This window comes from Bifidobacterium moukalabense DSM 27321, assembly GCF_000522505.1.
GTDB classification, from domain to species: Bacteria; Actinomycetota; Actinomycetes; order Actinomycetales; family Bifidobacteriaceae; genus Bifidobacterium; species Bifidobacterium moukalabense.
Map to the genome: position 1 here is coordinate 455,656 of NZ_AZMV01000007.1, position 18,194 is coordinate 473,849.

General features: G+C 64.1%; 7 protein-coding genes, 1 tRNA gene and 2 pseudogenes. 9 read left to right on the plus strand and 1 reads right to left on the minus strand.

What is annotated here, in order from left to right; translation table 11 throughout:
* Nucleotides 1-870, plus strand: a complete 870-nt coding sequence (locus tag BMOU_RS08155; RefSeq protein ID WP_034876569.1) for a biotin--[acetyl-CoA-carboxylase] ligase — start codon at nucleotides 1-3, stop codon at nucleotides 868-870.
* Between the two features lie 80 nt (nucleotides 871-950).
* Here BMOU_RS08155 and BMOU_RS08160 read toward each other — a convergent pair whose 3' ends face one another.
* The gene (locus tag BMOU_RS08160; RefSeq protein ID WP_034876571.1) at nucleotides 951-1,532 is read right to left on the minus strand and encodes a biotin transporter BioY; all 582 of its coding nucleotides are present in this window, start codon (nucleotides 1,530-1,532) and stop codon (nucleotides 951-953) included.
* 166 nt (nucleotides 1,533-1,698) lie between these two features.
* Here BMOU_RS08160 and BMOU_RS08165 point away from each other — a divergent pair, with 166 nt between their 5' ends.
* From BMOU_RS08165 to BMOU_RS08195, 8 genes and pseudogenes are all read left to right on the plus strand, one after another.
* Nucleotides 1,699-3,561: an ATP-binding protein gene (locus BMOU_RS08165; RefSeq protein WP_034876573.1), complete on the plus strand. Its 1,863-nt coding sequence runs from the start codon at nucleotides 1,699-1,701 to the stop codon at nucleotides 3,559-3,561.
* Nucleotides 3,558-5,159, plus strand: a complete 1,602-nt coding sequence (locus BMOU_RS08170; protein ID WP_034876575.1) for an acyl-CoA carboxylase subunit beta — start codon at nucleotides 3,558-3,560, stop codon at nucleotides 5,157-5,159. The genes BMOU_RS08165 and BMOU_RS08170 overlap by 4 nt, the downstream gene beginning before the upstream one ends.
* Nucleotides 5,160-5,226: 67 nt before the next feature.
* Nucleotides 5,227-10,453 (plus strand): annotated as a pseudogene (locus tag BMOU_RS11850) (fatty acid synthase subunit beta domain-containing protein); the annotation flags it as partial.
* 1,178 nt (nucleotides 10,454-11,631) lie between these two features.
* Nucleotides 11,632-14,553 (plus strand): annotated as a pseudogene (locus BMOU_RS11855) (beta-ketoacyl synthase N-terminal-like domain-containing protein); the annotation flags it as partial.
* Between the two features lie 222 nt (nucleotides 14,554-14,775).
* Nucleotides 14,776-15,231, plus strand: a complete 456-nt coding sequence (locus tag BMOU_RS08180) for a holo-ACP synthase (protein WP_034876580.1) — start codon at nucleotides 14,776-14,778, stop codon at nucleotides 15,229-15,231.
* A 149-nt stretch (nucleotides 15,232-15,380) separates the two neighbouring features.
* Complete coding sequence (locus BMOU_RS08185) at nucleotides 15,381-17,195, plus strand: alpha-amylase family protein (protein ID WP_034876582.1); 1,815 nt, start codon at nucleotides 15,381-15,383, stop codon at nucleotides 17,193-17,195.
* 91 nt (nucleotides 17,196-17,286) lie between these two features.
* A tRNA-Gly gene (locus tag BMOU_RS08190) sits at nucleotides 17,287-17,360 on the plus strand.
* Between the two features lie 133 nt (nucleotides 17,361-17,493).
* Entirely contained in the window at nucleotides 17,494-18,180 is a 687-nt protein-coding gene (locus tag BMOU_RS08195) for a hypothetical protein (protein ID WP_034876585.1), read from the plus strand.
* Nucleotides 18,181-18,194: the final 14 nt, after the last annotated feature.

Here is an 18,194-nt window from a genome sequence, read left to right on the forward strand (position 1 = left end):
ATGAGATTGATGGATTCTGCGCTGACGATGCCGCGCACCTGCGTCGCGGCCGATCGCGTGTTCTCCTTGGATTCGGTGGGCTCCACCAACACCTATGCCGCCGATCTGGTGCGTTCCGGGGAACTGTACGCCGATCGGCGTGATGATGGCGAGATCGCCGTGGTGTGCGCCGATGAGCAGACCGCCGGGCGTGGTCGTCTCGACCATCAGTGGACAAGCGAGGCGGGGGAATCGTTCACCGTCAGCTTCGTGGTGAGCGTGCCCACGTCGATCGTGCGTGACGCATCGATCAATGGCTGGCTGCAGATGAGTGCCGGTCTGGCCGTGCTGGAGGCGATCCGTGAGGCCTGCCCGAACCGGAGCGCCGAACCGCGGCTTAAATGGCCGAATGACGTCTTTGCCAACGGCAGGAAGCTGGGAGGCATTCTCGCCGAGATGGTGCCGATCCCCGATTGCGGCGACCACGCGGCGATCGTGCTCGGCATCGGCCTGAACCTCAACGTTCCGGCCGACCGCCTGCCCACCGGGAATTCGATCTCCCTGCAGATGTTCACGGACGATCTGCCCGACCCCACCGCCTTACGGGACGAACTGGCCGCCCGCATCGCACAAAGCCTCAGGATACGGCTCGCCGACTTCGAGACTGACCCCCAGCGTGAGGCTAGGCGCTGCCTGGAAGCCATGAACGTGGTCTGCTGGACCCTAGGCAAGCCCTGCGAAGCCCATTTCACCGACGGCTCCACCCTTCAGGGCCAGGCGATATCCCTTAACCCTGACGCCTCGCTCACCCTGCGGGACCGATCCGGGGCGCTCCATCGGGTCACCACCGCCGATGTGGGCGTCCTCCAAGGCCAGCGGTCCGATCGGTAGGAAGGCACGTGCCCCCACAGCGAGGCAGGGCCGGCGTGGTCATGGACGCATAGGTCCAACCAAGCCGGCCCTTACTCCGCCTATTGAAGCTTCGCCAATCCGGCGACTATCGCCGAAGCGACGGCGGCCTTGATCACGTCTCCGACGACGAAGCCCGTGGAGGCGAGCGCCACGACCGGCAGGGATGCGCCCGTGATGGCGGACTGAATGACGAATCCGAACAGATAGTCCACGGCGATACATCCCACCAGGGCCGCGCCGAAATAACGTGCCGCGGTCAGCATGCCGCCCTTGAGCGAGTCGGTATGCGCCTTGCCCTTGAGCAGTGAGGTGACGGCGGCGGCGGGCAGGAAGCCGAACAGGAATCCGGCGCTCGGTCCGATCAGCGCCATGGTGGAGGCGCCGCCCGCGAACACCGGCAATCCGAGGGCACCGGCGGTCAGGTACAGGGTGATGGCCGCGCCGGCCTGGCGCCAGGGCAGCATGAGGGCGGCGAGCATGACCACAAAGGTCTGCAGGGTGATCGGAACCGGGGTGCCGGGAATCGGAATCTCGCCGGCAGCGGAGGCAACCCATAGCAGGATGGCGAACAGTACCGGCTTGAGCATGGAGCCGAATTTGCCGTTGGACAACGATTTGACGGTAAGGATTGCGTGATGCATGAAATCTCCCTGGAGAAGTGATGAAAAGACGCGATTTGTCAACTGACGGGCTTAATCGTAGAAAAATGCGGTTACGACTACGTTTGTGGAGCCTTACAAAAAGATTGCGTCACTTTTGTGGAAAACGAGTTTCCGCGCAACCGCAAAAGCGAGCATTGTTGACAACATGCCTAAAAACGTCAACACACTCTTGGTGGCCAATCGTGGAGAGATTGCGCTGCGTGTAGTGCGCACCGCCCGTGAAATGGGAATTTCCACGGTGGCGGTGTATGCCGAACAGGACCGTCATGCACAGTATGTGCGGATGGCCGATGACGCGTATCTGCTGTCGGGCGACACCTACAAGGACACGTATCTCAACGAGGATCTGCTCATCGACATCCTGCGTCGCAGCGGTGCCGATGCGGTGCATCCGGGCTATGGTTTCCTCTCCGAGGTGGCGGGCTTCGCGCAGAAGGTGATCGACGCCGGTGCGACGTGGATCGGCCCGAATCCGAAGGCGCTGGTCGATCTGGGAGACAAGATCACCGCACGGCGGGTGGCGACCTTCGCCAAGGTGCCGCCGGTGCCGGGTATCTCGCAGTCGATCTCCGACATGCGGCTGCTGCTCGATTTCGCGCATACGCACGGCTATCCGCTGATGCTCAAACGCACCGACGGCGGCGGCGGACGCGGCATCACGCTGGTGCGCAACGATGATGAGCTGCGCGGATTCTATATGAATCATGATGCATTGCAGGGCGGCGATCTGAACGAATACTTCGTGGAGCGCTTCATCGACAAGGGCCGTCATGTGGAGACGCAGTGCGGCCGCGATACGCATGGCAACTTCACCGTGTACTCCACGCGCGACTGCTCCGTGCAGCGCCGCAACCAGAAGCTGGTCGAGGAGGCGCCGGCGCCGTTCCTGCCCGATTACGTGACGGAGCAGCTTGCCCGTTATTCCCGCAACCTGTTCGAGGCCGTGGACTATGTGGGCCTGGGCACCTGCGAATTCATGGTGACCGAGCAGGGCAAGGTGTACTTCCTGGAGGTCAACCCGCGTCTGCAGGTCGAGCATACCGTCAGTGAAGAGGTGTGCGGGCTCGATCTGGTGCGTGAGCAGTTGACGATTGCAAACGGCGGCGAGCTGACGACGGAGCATCCGATTCGCGGGCACAGCTTCGAACTGCGCCTCACCTGCGAGGATCCGGCGAAGAACCTGACGCCGAGCTCCGGCACGCTCACCGCGTTGCGTTGGCCGTCCGGCCCGGGGATCCGCGTGGATTCCGGCGTGCTTGAAGGCGACACCATCTCGCCGAAATTCGATTCGATGATGGGCAAGCTCGTCGTCACCGCCTCCGATCGCGCGAACGCCGTGGCCCGTGTGCGCCGTGCGCTGGAGGAGCTGAGAATCGAGGGCGTGCCGACGCCGGTCAGCCTGTTCGAACGGATCTTCAACGACGACGAGTTCACCGCCGAGCACGGTGTCGAATACGACGTGAGCACAAAGTGGCTGGAACGCAAGTATCTCAACAAGGAAGCCGCCTCATCGCACGGCGGTCAGCCTGCGTCGCTGAGCGGAGCGGCCGATGAAGGCAGGAATCCCGAATCCAGCGAGACCTTCGTGATCGAGGTCAACAACCACAGGGTGTCGTTGACGGTGCCGACCGACATCGTGGCGAACCTGACCGGTTCGGCCAAGGCCCGCGACGCCAAGCGCGCCATCCAGCCATTGCGTGGGCAGGGACTGCACCATACCAGGCAGGGCCAGCCGGCGAACGAGGGCCAGTCCGGCATCATCGCCTCGCCGATGCAGGCCGTGGTCACGCGGATCAATGTGGCCGAAGGCCAGGAGGTCGCCAAGGGCGATCTGCTGGTGGTGCTCGAATCCATGAAGATGGAGAACTACGTGTACGCACCGGTCAAGGGCACGGTCGCGAAGATCTTCGTCGGCCCGGCCAACGGCGTTGAGGCGGGGGAGACGCTGCTCACCATCAATGTGGCGGGCGCCGCCTTCGAATCCAAAGGCGAGGGGGCCGAACAATGACCGATATTCTCACCAGCGCGGCCGTGCAGGATGCCGTGGACCATGTCGAGGGCTCGCAACCGATCCGTCCGGCGGTGCTGCGTGCCGCGCAACTCGCGCACGAGGCGGAGGATCACGCCCGCGACCGCCAGCATGTCAAAGGCAAGCTCACCGCGCGCGAGCGTCTCGACCTGCTGCTCGATACAGGCACGTTCGAAGAGATCGGCAGATTCCGCGGCGGCGACATCAACGGAGGCCGTGCGGGAGCGGCCGTCATCACCGGCTTTGGCGAGGTCCATGGCCGTAAGGTGGCCGTCTATGCGCAGGACTTCTCCGTCAAAGGCGGCACGTTGGGCGTGGCCGAAGGCCGTAAGATCTGCCGGCTGATGGACCAGGCGCTGAATCTCAAGGTGCCGATCATCGCGTTGATCGACTCCGGCGGCGCACGCATCCAGGAGGGGGTGGCCGCGCTGACGCAATACGGCCACCTGTTCACGAAGACCTGCGAGGCAAGCGGATTCGTACCGCAGCTTTCGCTGATTCTCGGCCCCTGCGCCGGTGGCGCCGTATACTGCCCGGCGCTGACCGATCTGATCATCATGACCCGCGAGAACTCCAACATGTTCGTCACCGGTCCGGATGTGGTCAAGGCGGCCACCGGCGAGGTGATCAGCATGGAGGATCTGGGCGGAGGCCACGTACACAACACCACCTCCGGCGTGGCCCACTATCTGGGCGAGGATGAGGCCGACGCGATCGACTATGCGCGTACGGTACTCGCCTACCTGCCGTCGAACTGCGATCTCAAGCCGCCGACCTACGCGTATGCGGCGACCCGGGCCGACCGGGACGTGGCCAGGAGGCTTGCCGATGTCGTGCCGGAGAACGATCGGCAGCCCTACGATGTGCTCGATGTGATCCGCTGCGTCGTGGACTACGGCGAATTCGTGCAGGTGCATGAGCTGTTCGCCTGTTCCGCGGTGGTCGGCTTCGCCTGCATCGACGGGCATCCGGTGGGAATCGTGGCCAACCAGCCGAACGTCAACGCGGGCATTCTCGACGTGGACTCCTCCGAAAAGGTGGCGCGATTCGTGCGTTTGTGCGACTCGTTCAACCTGCCGGTCATCACGTTCGTGGATACGCCGGGCTATAAGCCGGGTGCGCAGCAGGAGCATGCGGGCATCATCCGCCGTGGCGCGAAGGTGATCTACGCCTACGCCAATGCGCAGGTACCGCTTGTCACCGTGATTCTTCGCAAGGCCTTCGGCGGCGCCTACATCGTGATGGGTTCCAAGTCGATCGGCGCGGATCTCAACTACGCGTGGCCGTCCAGCCAGATAGCGGTACTCGGCGCCACGGGTGCGGTGAACATCATCCACCGCAAGGATCTGCAGAAGGCCAAGGATTCCGGCAAGGACGTGGAGGCGCTCCGGGCCAGATACACGGCCGAATACGAACGTACCACCGTCAATGCGAACCTGTCGCTGGAAATGGGCGAGATCGACGCGATGATCGATCCCGAGCAGACCCGCGAGACCATCGTCGACGCGTTGCAACTGCTCGCCAGCAAGAAACGTAGCCGCAAAACCACCAAACATCACGGCAACCAGCCGCTCTGACCCCTGCAATGCTCCCCCTCGATAGGGGAGAGCCAACGAAGATTTTGGAATAGAAGTGAGGAATATCATGAACGCCTTTTTTCTCGATCGACTGAACAGTGAGCCGCACGCGCTCGCCTTCGCCGGCCAGTCCACGCCGTGGCCGGTGGCACTCGCCGACCAGAGCGCCAATCCGGTGCTCGACGACGAGCTGCATGCTCATGTCGATGCGGCGCAGGCCCTGCTCTACCCGGTGGCCGCCGATCTGCTGGCCACCACGGGCCGCCCGGTCGACCTGTTCGGCTTCGAGGCGAATCCGGCTCGTCTCGGTGCCGCCGGTGCCGCCGCGGCCAGCGTTCCGGGTATCGCGCTTACCCAGCTGGGCGCGCTGATCGACGCCGCCGAACTTGGCTACAATCCGGCCAAGGCCAAGCCGATCGCAGTGCTCGGCCACTCACAGGGCGTGCTTGCCGTACATATGGTCCAGGCCATCGAACAGGCCGGTTCCATCGAGGCCGCCGCTGCGCAGATTGATGAGATTCTTGCGATCGCCACGCTGATCGGCGTTGCCGGAACCCGTCAGGCCCGTCAACTGGGCCTCGCCTCCCGCCATGGCGAGGCGACCCCGATGCTGTCGGTCAAGGACATCACCCGCGCCCAAGTGGACGCGCTGATCGCACGCGTTCCCGGCGCCTGCGGCCCGATCGCCGTGGCCGTGACCAATTCCGCCACGCATTACGTGCTTTCCGGCTATCCCGAAGACCTCGCCGCATTCGGCGTGGAAGTCGCCAAGGAGCATAAGCGCCAGGCCAAGCTGCGCGAGGAGAAGGTGCGCGGTGGCCGTGTGTTCGGTCCGGTGCTCGAATACCTCGACGTGACCCTGCCATTCCACAGCCCGCTGATGGCCGACGCTGTTTCACAGGCCGTTTCATGGGCGGAATCCTGCGGCATCGATGCCGAGCATGCCCGTGAGCTCGCCGCCGAAGTGCTGTTCAATCATGTGGATTGGGCCGCCCGCGTGAGCGCCTTGATGCAGTCCACCGATCCAAGTGCCCTGTGGGTGCTGGACTTCGGCCCGGGCACCACCGTGGGCAAACTGTTCTCCACCGTGGCCCAGGGGACGGGCGTCGGCGTGGTGGAAGCCTCCACCACGGCTGATCGCGGTGCGCTGTCCACATTGGAGACCTCACCGGAGCGCACCCAGAACTGGGCCCGTTTCGCGCCGAGCATCATCCACACCGCCGCCGGCGACAAGGTACGCACCGCGTTCACCGAACTCACCGGCAAGGCCCCGGTGCTGCTCGCCGGCATGACCCCGACCACCGTGGAGCCGGAAATCGTCGCCGCGGCGGCCAATGCCGGATATTGGGCCGAACTTGCCGGCGGTGGGCAGGTGACCGCCAGCGTATTCGACCGCCATGTGGCCAAACTCGAGGAGGAACTCGAGGAAGGACGCACCGTCGAATTCAACGCCATGTTCATGGACCGCTATCTGTGGAACCTACAGTTCGGCTCCCAGCGCATCGTACCGAAGAAGCGTGCCAGCGGCACTCCGATCGACGGCGTGGTCATCTCCGCCGGCATTCCCGAATTCGATGAGGCAGTGGAACTCATCCATACCCTCAACGCCGACGGCTTCCCATATGTGAGCTTCAAACCGGGCACCGTCGACCAGATCCGCCAGGTCGTCCGCATCGCCAAGGCGGTGGCACCCACCAAGGTGCTCATCGAGGTCGAAGGCGGTTCCGCGGGCGGGCACCATTCCTGGGAGTCCCTCGACAATCTGCTGCTGAGCACCTATGCCGAAGTGCGTGAGCAGGCCAATCTGGTGCTCGTGGCAGGCGGCGGCATCGGTACGCCGGAACGCGGCGCCGACTACATCACCGGCGAATGGTCCGCCGAATACGGCCGCCCGCTTATGCCGGTCGACGGCGTGCTCGTCGGCACCGCCGTCATGACCGCAAGGGAAGCCCACACCAGTGCGGAAGTCAAGCGGATGCTCGTCAACACCCCGGGCATCGAAGCCAAGGGCGCCGCCAACGATCCGTTCGCCCCGCTCGGCGAGCAGTGGGTACCGAGCGGTCAGGCATTGGGTGGCGTGACTTCCGGCCTGAGCCACCTGCATGCCGACATCTACGAGCTTGAGAACTCATCCGCCCGTTGCGGCCGTCTGCTGGTACGCGTCATGAAGCATCCGGAGGAGCTGGAAAGCCGCCGCGAGGAGATCATCGAAGCACTGAACGCCACCGCCAAGCCATATTTCGGCGATCTGAAGAGCATGACCTACCTTGGGTGGGCCCAGCGTTTCGCGGACCTCGCCTTCCCGTGGGCCGACGAGACCTATGCCGACCGATTCCTGCACCTGCTGCAGCGTATCGAGGCGCGTGTCACCGAACAGGAAAGCGGCGAATTCATGTCGCTGTTCGCCTCGCGTGCCGACGTGGAAGCCGATCCGCACGTCGCCATCGCCAAGTTGGCCGGAACCTATCCGCAGGCCAGCGAGCTGACCGTCACCCCGATGGATGAGGCCTGGTTCCCGACCCTTGTTCGTGAATACCCGAAGCCCATGCCGTTCGTACCGGTCATCGACAACGAACTGTTGCGTTGGTGGGGTCAGGATCAGCTGTGGCAGTCGGAGGATTCCCGCTACTCCGCCGATTCGGTGCGTATCATTCCGGGACCGATTTCCGTTGCCGGCATCACCACCGTCGATGAGCCGGTGGCCGACATCCTCGGCCGATTCGAATCGGCCATGGTGCGTCGCGTCGCTGCGGACGGCGGGTCGAAGGACCTCAATGCCTTCGCGCAGTTGGGCGCCGCGGCCAGCGCCGAGGAGTTCATCCGCAAGTCGCCGAACATCTACTGGGTCGGCCATCTCATGGCCAATCCGGCATACGGCACCGGCAATGGCGATGCCGACTACGAGATCCGCAGGATCGGTACGGACGGCAACGTCGAGCGGTACGATCTTGACATCCATCTTGACACCTATTGGGACCATGATCCGGATGGCGGCGCATCCAAGCACGCCGTGCGTGACATCGTGATCCCGCTCAACGTCGACGGCACCGAATCCGGCCTGTTCCCGGTCGTGGACCGGGATCGCCTGCCGGAACACGTGTACCGCATGCTTGCCGACACCGCCGGCATCGGCAACACCGCCATCACCGGAGACCGGCTCACCGCCATGCCGCGGATCGTCGACGGCCCCTCCGATGCGGACCGGCCATTCGGCGAGGCGCACACCACCTATACGCTGTCGGCCAACCTCGGCTTCGACCATGAGGCGGCCACCGGCGGTGCGCTGCCGAATGACCTCGTACCGTCCCGCATCGCCCCCGACGCACTCGTCGGACCCGCATGGCCGGCCATCTACGCGGCCCTCGGCTCCGTGTACGTCAAGGGCTTCCCGGTCATCGAAGGCCTGCTCAATGCCGTGCATCTCGACCATCTCGTGGAACTCGAGGTGAACGACAACGAGCTCCTCGACCACACCGGTGAAACGATCGCCCTCACCAGCTGGGCCGAGGACTACTTCGAATCCGCCTCCGGCCGCGTCGTGACCATCCACGTCACCCATACCGCCGAAGACGGCACCCTGCTGGCCAACGAAACCGAACGTTTCGCCATCCGCGGCCGCGCATACTCCGACGCATTGCCGCCGGAAGCGCCGGAGTACGGCGGCATCGACGCCGAAATCGAAAGCACCCCGCGTCGCCTGCTGCGCCGCGTCAAGGTGACCGCCCCTCATGAGATGACCGCCTTCGCACGCACCTCCGGCGATTTCAACCCGATCCACACCTCCCACCGGGGCGCGGCAGTATCCGGCCTTGCGGCTCCGCTGGTGCATGGCATGTGGCTGTCCGCGACCGCACAGCATGCGGTGCAGGCGCTCGACGGCAAGGGCGCGCATTACGAGATCGCCGGCTGGACCTACAACATGTACGGCATGGTGCAGCTCGACGACGAGGTGGAGATTTCCATCGAACGTGTGGGCCGTGTGGCCCATTCCGGCATGGTGCTGGAGGTGACCAGCCGCATCGACGGCAACATCGTCTCCCGTGCGACCGCGATCGTGCGCGCGCCGAAGTCGGCCTTCGTCTACCCAGGCCAGGGCATCCAGAAGCAGGGCATGGTACTCGACGAGCGCGCCAAATCGCCGGCGGCCCGCGATGTGTGGGAGCGTGCGGACAGGCTCACCCGCGACAGGCTCGGCTTCTCGATCCTCGCCGTCGTGCGCGATAATCCGAAGGAGCTGACCGCCAACGGTGTGACCTACCGTCATCCGGAAGGTCTGCTCAACCTCACCCAATTCACCCAGGTGGCGCTCGCCACCGTGGCCTTCGCCCAGACCGCACGGCTGCGCGAGGCTGGCGCCGATATCTGGCCCGCCTATTTCGCCGGCCATTCGTTGGGCGAATACAATGCGTTGAGCTCCTTCGCGAACGTGATCCCGCTGGAGACCGTGCTTGAGCTCGTCTTCCACCGCGGTTCCACCATGCATCATCTCATCCCGCGTGATGAGAAAGGCCGCTCCAACTACCGCATGGGCGCGCTTCGTCCGAACCAATTCGGCGTGGGCGATGACGGCGTGCGCGAGTACGTCGAATCCATCGCGAAAGCCTCCGGCGAGTTCCTTGAGATCGTGAACTACAACCTTGCCGGGCAGCAGTACGCCGTGGCCGGTACGATCGCCGGCCTGAAGGCGCTGAAGGCCGATGCCGCACGCCGCGTCGCCGAATATGGCGGCAAGCCGGCGTTCATGCTGGTGCCGGGCATCGACGTGCCGTTCCATTCCACGCTGCTGCGCAAGGGCGTGCCGGAGTTCCGTGACAAACTCGACGCACTGCTGCCGGCCCATATCGACTATCGTGGCCGACTGGTCGGTCGCTATATTCCGAATCTGGTCGCCGCTCCGTTCGAGATGACGAGGGATTTTGCGGCCAGGATTCTCGAGGTCGTGCCGTCCGAACGGATCAAGGCCGCGCTCGACGATCCGCAGGTGTGGGATTCCTATGCCGAAGACGATCAGAAGCTTGGCCGACTGCTGCTCACCGAACTGCTGTCGTGGCAGTTCGCCTCGCCGGTGCGTTGGATCGAGACGCAGCACCTGCTGTTCTCCTCCGCGGAGCAGGGTGGCTGCGGCATCGAGGAATATGTCGAAGTAGGCCTCGGCAACGCCCCGACGCTCGCCAATCTTGGAGCCAAGACCCTGCGACTGCCGCAGTTCTCCGGTCGTGACGTGACCGTCTATAACGTCGGTCGTGACGAGGGCCGTGTGTACATGACCGATTCCGATTCGCTGGTGCCGCAAGAGGATGCCGATGATTCCGCCATCGCCGGGGCCTCCGTGCAGGATTCCGCCCCGGTCGCCGCCACTGCGTCCGTCCCGGTTGCAGCCGCTCCGTCGGTTCCCGCCGGAGCCCCGTCCGGTGCGGCAGTGGCCGACATCCCGTTCAAGGCCGCCGATGCGATCGCCATGCTGCTGGCCTATTCCGCCAAGGTGCGCCCGGATCAGATCGGTGATTCCGATACCACCGACACCCTGACCAATGGCGTTTCCTCCCGCCGTAACCAGCTGCTGATGGACATCAGCTCCGAACTGGGCGTGGCCTCGATCGACGGTGCCGCCGAGGCGACCGTCAAGGCACTGAGCGCTCTGGTGAACAAGGTGGCCCCGAACTATAAGGCCTTCGGCCCGGTGCTTGCCGACATCGTGCGCGATCGCGTGCGTGGTCTGTTCGGTGCCGCCGGCGTCAAGCTCGGTCAGATCACCAAGCGCGTGACCGATACCTGGCAGCTTGGCGAAGGCTGGTCCGGCCATGTGGTGGCCGCGCTCGTGCTCGAAACCCGTGAGGGTGCCAGCTCGCGTGGCGGCGACCTCGCCTCGTTGGCCACCGATGCGGTTTCCAATGCCGCCGCGGCCAATGCGCTGATCGATGCGGCCGTGCAGAAGGTCGCCTCCGACAATGGCGTGGCCGTGGCCATGCCGAATGCCGGTGGCGCGGCCGGCGGTGCGGTGGTCGACTCCGCCGCTCTGGATGCGTTCGCGGCCAAGGTGACCGGTGCCGACGGCGTACTTGCCTCCACCGCCAGGTTCGTACTGAACCAGCTGGGCGTCACCGCTCCGTCGGCCGACGATTCCGCCGATAACAACGCCGCGGTGGTCGCCGCCGTCGAAGCCGAGCTTGGATCCGATTGGCCGAAGCAGGTCGAACCGCGTTTCGATGCCCGCAAGGCCATACTGTTCGACGACCGTTGGGCCTCCGCACGTGAGGATCTCGCCCGTGCCTACTACAACGACGACGTCTCCGCCCTGGACGGCGGCTTCGTCGGTCTCGGCAAGGCCGTTGCCGCCGAAGCCGACTGGTACGCGGGCAAAATCGCATCCGAGGAGGGGGCCGCACGATCCGCCCTCGCCTCCGCCTTCCGCCGCGTTGCCGCCGAAGCGCTCGAAAACGTCTCCGATGATGCCTCCGCCAGCCGATTCACGGGCGATATCGCCGTCGTGACCGGCGTGGCCCCGAACTCCATCGCCGCACAGGTCGTCAACGGCCTGCTTGCCGGCGGTGCGACGGTCGTCGCCACTTCGCACAGCTTCAAGCCGAGCGTGAAGGCATGGGCCAAGCAGACCTATCGTGAACATGCCACGGGCGGCGCCAGGTTGTGGCTGGTTCCGGCGAACCTTTCCAGCTATCGTGACGTGGACGCGCTGGTGCAGTGGATCGGCAACGTGCAGAAGAAGACCTCCGGCGCGACCACCACCATCCTCAAGCCCGCCTACGAGCCGAGCCTGTTCTTCCCGTTCGCCGCACCACCGGTGCACGGCACCTTGGCGGATTCCGGCGAACTGTTCGAATCCCAGGCCCGCCTCATGCTGTGGGGTGTGGAACGTGCGATTTCCGGACTTGCCAAAATCGGTGCCGACACCGATGTGCAGCACAGGCTGCATGTGATTCTGCCGGGCTCGCCGAACCGTGGCATCTTCGGCGGCGACGGCGCATACGGCGAGGTGAAGAGCGCATTCGATGCGATCGTGAATCGCGCCCGCGCCGAAAAGGTGTGGTCGGGTCGGGTCACCTTCGCTCATCCGAAGATCGGCTGGGTGCGTGGCACCGGTCTGATGGGCGGTAACGATCCACTGGTCGCGGTGGTGGAGCGCCATGGACTCAAGACCTATTCCACCGCGCAGATCGCAGTGAAACTGCTTGATCTGGCCACTCGCGAATCCCGTGAGGAGGCCGTCAGGTCCCCTCTTGACGTGGATCTGACCGGGGGCCTGGGCTCCGAGCCAATCGATATCAAGGCGCTTCGTGCCGAGGCCATGGCCGATGCCGAAGCCAAGACCGCGGAGCATGCCGAATCGCAGGGCGAGGGCGATTCCACTTCCGAAAAGACCATGCCGATCAAGGCGCTGCCTTCCCCGCGCGCCCCGCGCCAGGCGGCGGTCGATTTGCAGGATTGGCGGAACGTCACCGCACGCCCGGAAGATGAGATCGTCATCGTCTCCATCGGCGAGCTGGGACCGTGGGGCTCCGGCCGCACCCGTTTCGAAGCCGAACTCGGCATCCATCCCGACGGCCAGGTCGATCTGTCTGCGGGGGCGGTGCTCGAACTCGCCTGGAACATGGGCCTGCTGACCTGGAACGACAGCCCGAAACCGGGTTGGTACGATGCCGACGGCAATCTCGTGCCCGAAGAGGATATCGCCGAACGCTACCATGACGAGGTCGTGGCCCGCTCGGGCATCCGCCCATTCGACGAGGGCATGGGCGGAGACTACCGGAACGGCACCGACGAGGAGGAGGCCGAGGTATTCCTCGATCACGATGTGACCTTCGCGGTGCCGACCCGCCAGATCGCCGAAGAGTACGTCAAGCTTGACGAGGCTCACACCTCCATCGCGGCCGACGCCGAGTCGGGCGAGTGGAATGTGACCCGCCACGCCGGCTCCATGATCCGCGTACCCCGGCGTGCGGCCATGACCCGCACGGTCGGCGGCCAGTTCCCGAAGGGCTTCGACCCGGTCAAGTGGGGCATTCCGGCCTCCATGGTCGGCGACGTCGACAAGATTGCGCTGTGGAACATCGTCACCACCGTCGATGCCTACCTATCCGCCGGCTTCACGCCGACGGAGATTCTCGAAGCCGTGCATCCGTCCATGGTGGCCTCCACGCAGGGCACCGGTTTCGGTGGCATGGCCTCCATGAGAAAGCTCTACCTGGACCGCTTCCTCAACCATGAGATCCCGACCGACATCCTGCAGGAGGCCCTGCCGAACGTCGTCGCGGCCCACGTGATGCAGTCCTACATCGGCGGTTACGGCAATATGATCCAGCCGGTCTCCGCCTGCGCCACCGCCGCGGTCTCCTTGGAGGAGGGCGCCGACAAGATCGCCCTCGGCAAGGCCGACTTCGTGGTCACCGGCGCAATCGACGACATCGGCGTGGAATCCGTGATCGGCTTCGGCAACATGAACGCCACCGCCGATTCGGAGGAGATGTATGCCAAGGGCATCGACGCACGCTTCTTCTCGCGCGCCAACGACCGCCGCCGCGGCGGTTTCGTGGAATCCCAGGGCGGCGGCACCATCCTGCTGACCCGTGGTGACATCGCGTTGAAGCTCGGCCTGCCGGTCGCCGGCGTGATTGGCTTCGTGCATTCCTATGCGGACGGCGCGCACACCTCCATCCCCGCCCCGGGCCTTGGCGCACTTGCCGCCGGCATGGGTGGCAAGGATTCCAAGCTGGTGCGTGATCTGGCCAGGCTCGGCGTGACCCCGGACGACATCGCCGTGGTCTCCAAGCACGATACCTCCACCAACGCCAACGATCCGAACGAGTCCGAGCTGCATAACACGCTGGCCCACGCCATCGGACGTACGGACGGCAATCCGTTGTTCGTGATCTCGCAAAAGTCGCTTACCGGCCATGCCAAGGGCGGAGCCTGCATCTTCCAGGTCAACGGCCTGACGCAGCTGTTCAAGTCCGGCGTGATTCCGGCGAACGCGGCGCTCGACTGCGTCGATCCGAAGCTCATGCGCGACGATCATATGGTCTGGCTGAGGGAGCCGCTGAAGGTCGGTGCGGTCAAGGCCGGTCTCGCCACTTCGCTGGGCTTCGGCCACGTGTCCGGCTTCGCCGCGATCGTGAATCCGGGCGCCTTCGAAGCAGCCGTGGCGCGCACCGCGGGCGGCGAAGCGCTGGACGCATGGCGTGAACGCGCCAACGCACGTCTGGCCGCAGGTCAGCGCCGTCTCGAGGAGGGCATGATGGGCCGTGCCTCGCTCTACGAGCCGATCGACAACCGTCGTTTCCATGAGAACGGTCACGGCTACGACGCCCACGAGGTCGAGAAGGCCATGCTGCTCGATCCGGGCGCCCGCCTAGGAGCCTCCGGCTACTTCGAGGCATAGAAAAAGGTCGGGTTTGCTGCGGCAGGCCCGTCCAGTCCCGCAGGTGATCGATGAAGGCCGCCGTCCGCGGACCGTCCCGGTATCGTGACGGTCCGCGGACGGCGGGAATCCCCCTGTCGTATGGGAATCCCAACGGTTCGGGATTGGGATTCCGTACGATTGATGTGTGCTGCGGCGATCGTCGTCGGAACGTTGCGGTTGTGGTACGGAAAGGATCGCTCGATGCTGGGCTTGGGGCATGACGTGGTCGATGTGCGTGCGTTCGGCGAGCAGTTGGGATCGCCCGGCTCGCGTATGCGCGGATTGTTCTCCGCACGCGAACTGCGCCAGTCGGCGCAACGCGCGAAGGTCAAAAACGACGGCGAAGCGGTGCATCTTGCCGCCCGCTGGGCCGGCAAGGAGGCCTTTCTCAAGGCTTGGTGCGAGGCGTTGTCCTTCATGTCGGAACGTGATGACGTTTCTTTTCATCCCCCTTACAGCATCGATACCTTCCCCTGGCCATGCGTCGAAATCCTCGACGACTCGCATGGCGTCCCCCATGTCGTCCTGCCTTTGGAGATGCGGCGCAAGTTGAGTGAATCCTTGGGATCGCCGCAATCCCATGCGATACACATCTCCCTGAGTCACGACGGACCCGTCGCGTCGGCGGTGGTGCATATCACGACCGACAGGGGGTGAAAGGCCATCGTCAAACGGTTGATAGTAGGCAAATCGGTGCATCGAACCGGTTTGGTGAAAGAAATGGACCGCGCTACACTGAGTGGCAACGCGGCGATGGGAGCCGCGTGAAGACTCGCAACAATGAAGTTTCCTGAAGGAGTCCACACATGGCGGCACGTTCCAAGTCCGATGAAGCATTTGCAAACCGTCTCGCACAACATGACGAAGAGCTGGAAGAGCTGTTCACAAGCCTGTATGGCGACGCCGAAGCGTTGGAAAGCCTGCGGGAGCTCATGAACGAAGCCCATGCGGCCCGACCGGCCGATCTGAAGCGTCTTGACACCAAGCGCGTGGCCGATCCGGAATGGTACAAGCGCGGCAACATGTTCGGCATGACCATGTACACCGACCTGTTCGCCGGGAACCTTAAGAATCTCGCCGAAAAGGTGCCGTATCTCAAGGAACAGAAGCTCACCTACCTGCATCTGATGCCGCTGCTGAAGATGCCGCACCCGCAGAACGACGGCGGCTATGCGGTGGAGGATTTCGATTCGGTCGATCCGAGCCTGGGCACCAATGAGGATCTTGCGGCGCTCACCAAGAAGCTGCGGCGCGCCGGCATCAGCCTGTGCCTCGACTTCGTGATGAACCACACCGCCTCCAGCCATCGCTGGGCCAAGGCGGCACAGGCCGGCGATCCCGAATATCAGGACTACTACTACTGCTACGACGACCGCACCGTTCCCGATCAGTATGACGCCGTCGTCCCGGAGGTCTTCCCGGCCACGGCACCCGGCAACTTCACATGGAACGAAGACATGCGCAAATGGGTGCTCACCTCGTTCTACCCGTTCCAGTGGGATCTGAACTACCGCAATCCGAAGGTGCTCATCGCCGTGATGAAAAGCGTGCTGGGACTCGCGAACCTCGGTGTCGAGGTGTTCCGCATCGACGCCGTGCCATATATCTGGAAGGAGCTCGGCACCAACTGCCGCAATCTGCCCCAGGTGCACACCATCGTACGCATGCTGCGCATCGTGCTCGAATGCGTCTGCCCGGCCGTGGTGCTCAAGGGCGAGGTGGTCATGGCCCCGAAGGAGCTTGCCGCCTATTTCGGAACCCCGGAGCATCCCGAATGCCACATGCTGTACAACGTGTCCATCATGGTGAACCTGTGGAGCGCGCTCGCCAGCGGCGACGTACGGCTGCTGAAGGACCAGCTCGACAAGCTCGACTCGCTGCCGGAGAACTGCTGGTTCGTGAACTACCTGCGCTGCCATGACGATGTCGGCTGGGGCCTCGATGAGCCGGAGGAGATTCGGCTCGGCATCGATCCGTTGAAGCATAAGGAGTTCCTGTACCACTTCTATGAGGGTTCCGTGCCGGGCAGCTGGGCCATGGGCGAGCTGTACAACTACGACGAGGCCTCGAAGGACGCACGCAGCTGCGGCACCACGGCAAGTATGTGCGGTGTGGAACGTGCGCTGATTACGCACGACAAGCCGTTGCTGGACATTTCCATGAAGCGTGACCTGATGATGCATTCGTCGATGGCGTTCCTGCGCGGCTTCCCGATGCTGAGCTGCGGCGACGAAATCGTGCAGCTCAACGGCTGGGAGTACAAGGAGGATCCGGACCGGGTGGAGGATTCCCGCAACCTGCACCGCAGTCCGTTCGACTGGGAGAACGCCGAGAAGCGCAAAACGGCCGGCACCCTGCAGAAGCGGATGTGGGATGGTCTGAAGGGCATTCGTGAGATGCGCGACGATCCGTGCTTCGGCCCGGACGCATGGGTCACCACGTGGGATGCGCACAACGATGCCGTGCTGGCGATGGTGCGCCACGTGGAAGGCCGTACGGTGTTGGGGCTGTTCAACTTCTCGTCCTCACGCCAGACCGCTTGCCTCGATTCCGACGGCGACATCATGCTGCCCGCCGAGGTCGCCCTCGAGCCCTATGAGGTCCACGTCGCCGAAGCGTAGGCTGGTCGCTGGCAGACTTGCGATTGTTGGGGGGAGTGTGTATAATGGCTCGAGTCGTTTCGTGTCGGCTCGGGCCGATGCAGGGCGGTGCGCGGATGTAGCTCAATGGTAGAGCCTCAGTCTTCCAAACTGATTACGCGGGTTCGATTCCCGTCATCCGCTCCATAACGGGCTCAAGAGAAGAAGCAAGGCGTGCTTAGCGGCACGCCTTTTTGCATACCGGCCGTGCGGCGGCGCGGCGCGCCGGGTATGCTGTAGCTGCCGCGAAGCGGCGCGATGATCGCAGGGACCTCTATCAATGGAGCGAAACATGGCACAGGCGGAAAGCAACAAGGCCACGGAAGTCGTTGACGGTGTGGTCGAGACGGTCGACGTCTCCAAACATCCGACCGCATCCATCGAACAATCCGACTTGTCTTTGGCCGATATCGAGCGCCGTGAATCGCATACGGGCCGTTGGGTGCTGTTCATCGTGCTGGTGTTGGCGGCCATGATCGCGCCCTATTGGTGGGGTCGCGCCATTGCGGTGAAGGATGCCACCTGGCTGGTCGCGCATCTGAGCTTTCTGAATCCCCGCGGCGTCGCGCTGATCTCGTGGACCGTCACCATCATGGCGATGGCGGGTCTGGGCCTCATGGTCGCTGACGCGAAGAAGTGGCTGTGGGGCACAATCTTCATCATCGGCCTGGCCGCCGAACAGTTCGTGGCGGGCCTGTGCCTGCTGAGCTTCAACTTCTGGAACGCCACCTACGTGATGTACGGCAATGCCTCCGGGCTTGCGAACGCCGCCAACCTCGGCATCATCGCGGCCGGCTTCGGCGTGGCCGTCTACGCCGTGTTGTGGGTGGGTCTGCTGGTGTGCATCAAAAAGGAATCGAAGCTGAACGTGCTGACACGCAGCTGGGCCTCGTTCATCCTGTTCTTCGTGATCGAACTGGTCGCGCTTGGCGTGGTGCTGTTCGGTGGCCTGCTTACCGCGGTCTGACATGCGTTCGACTG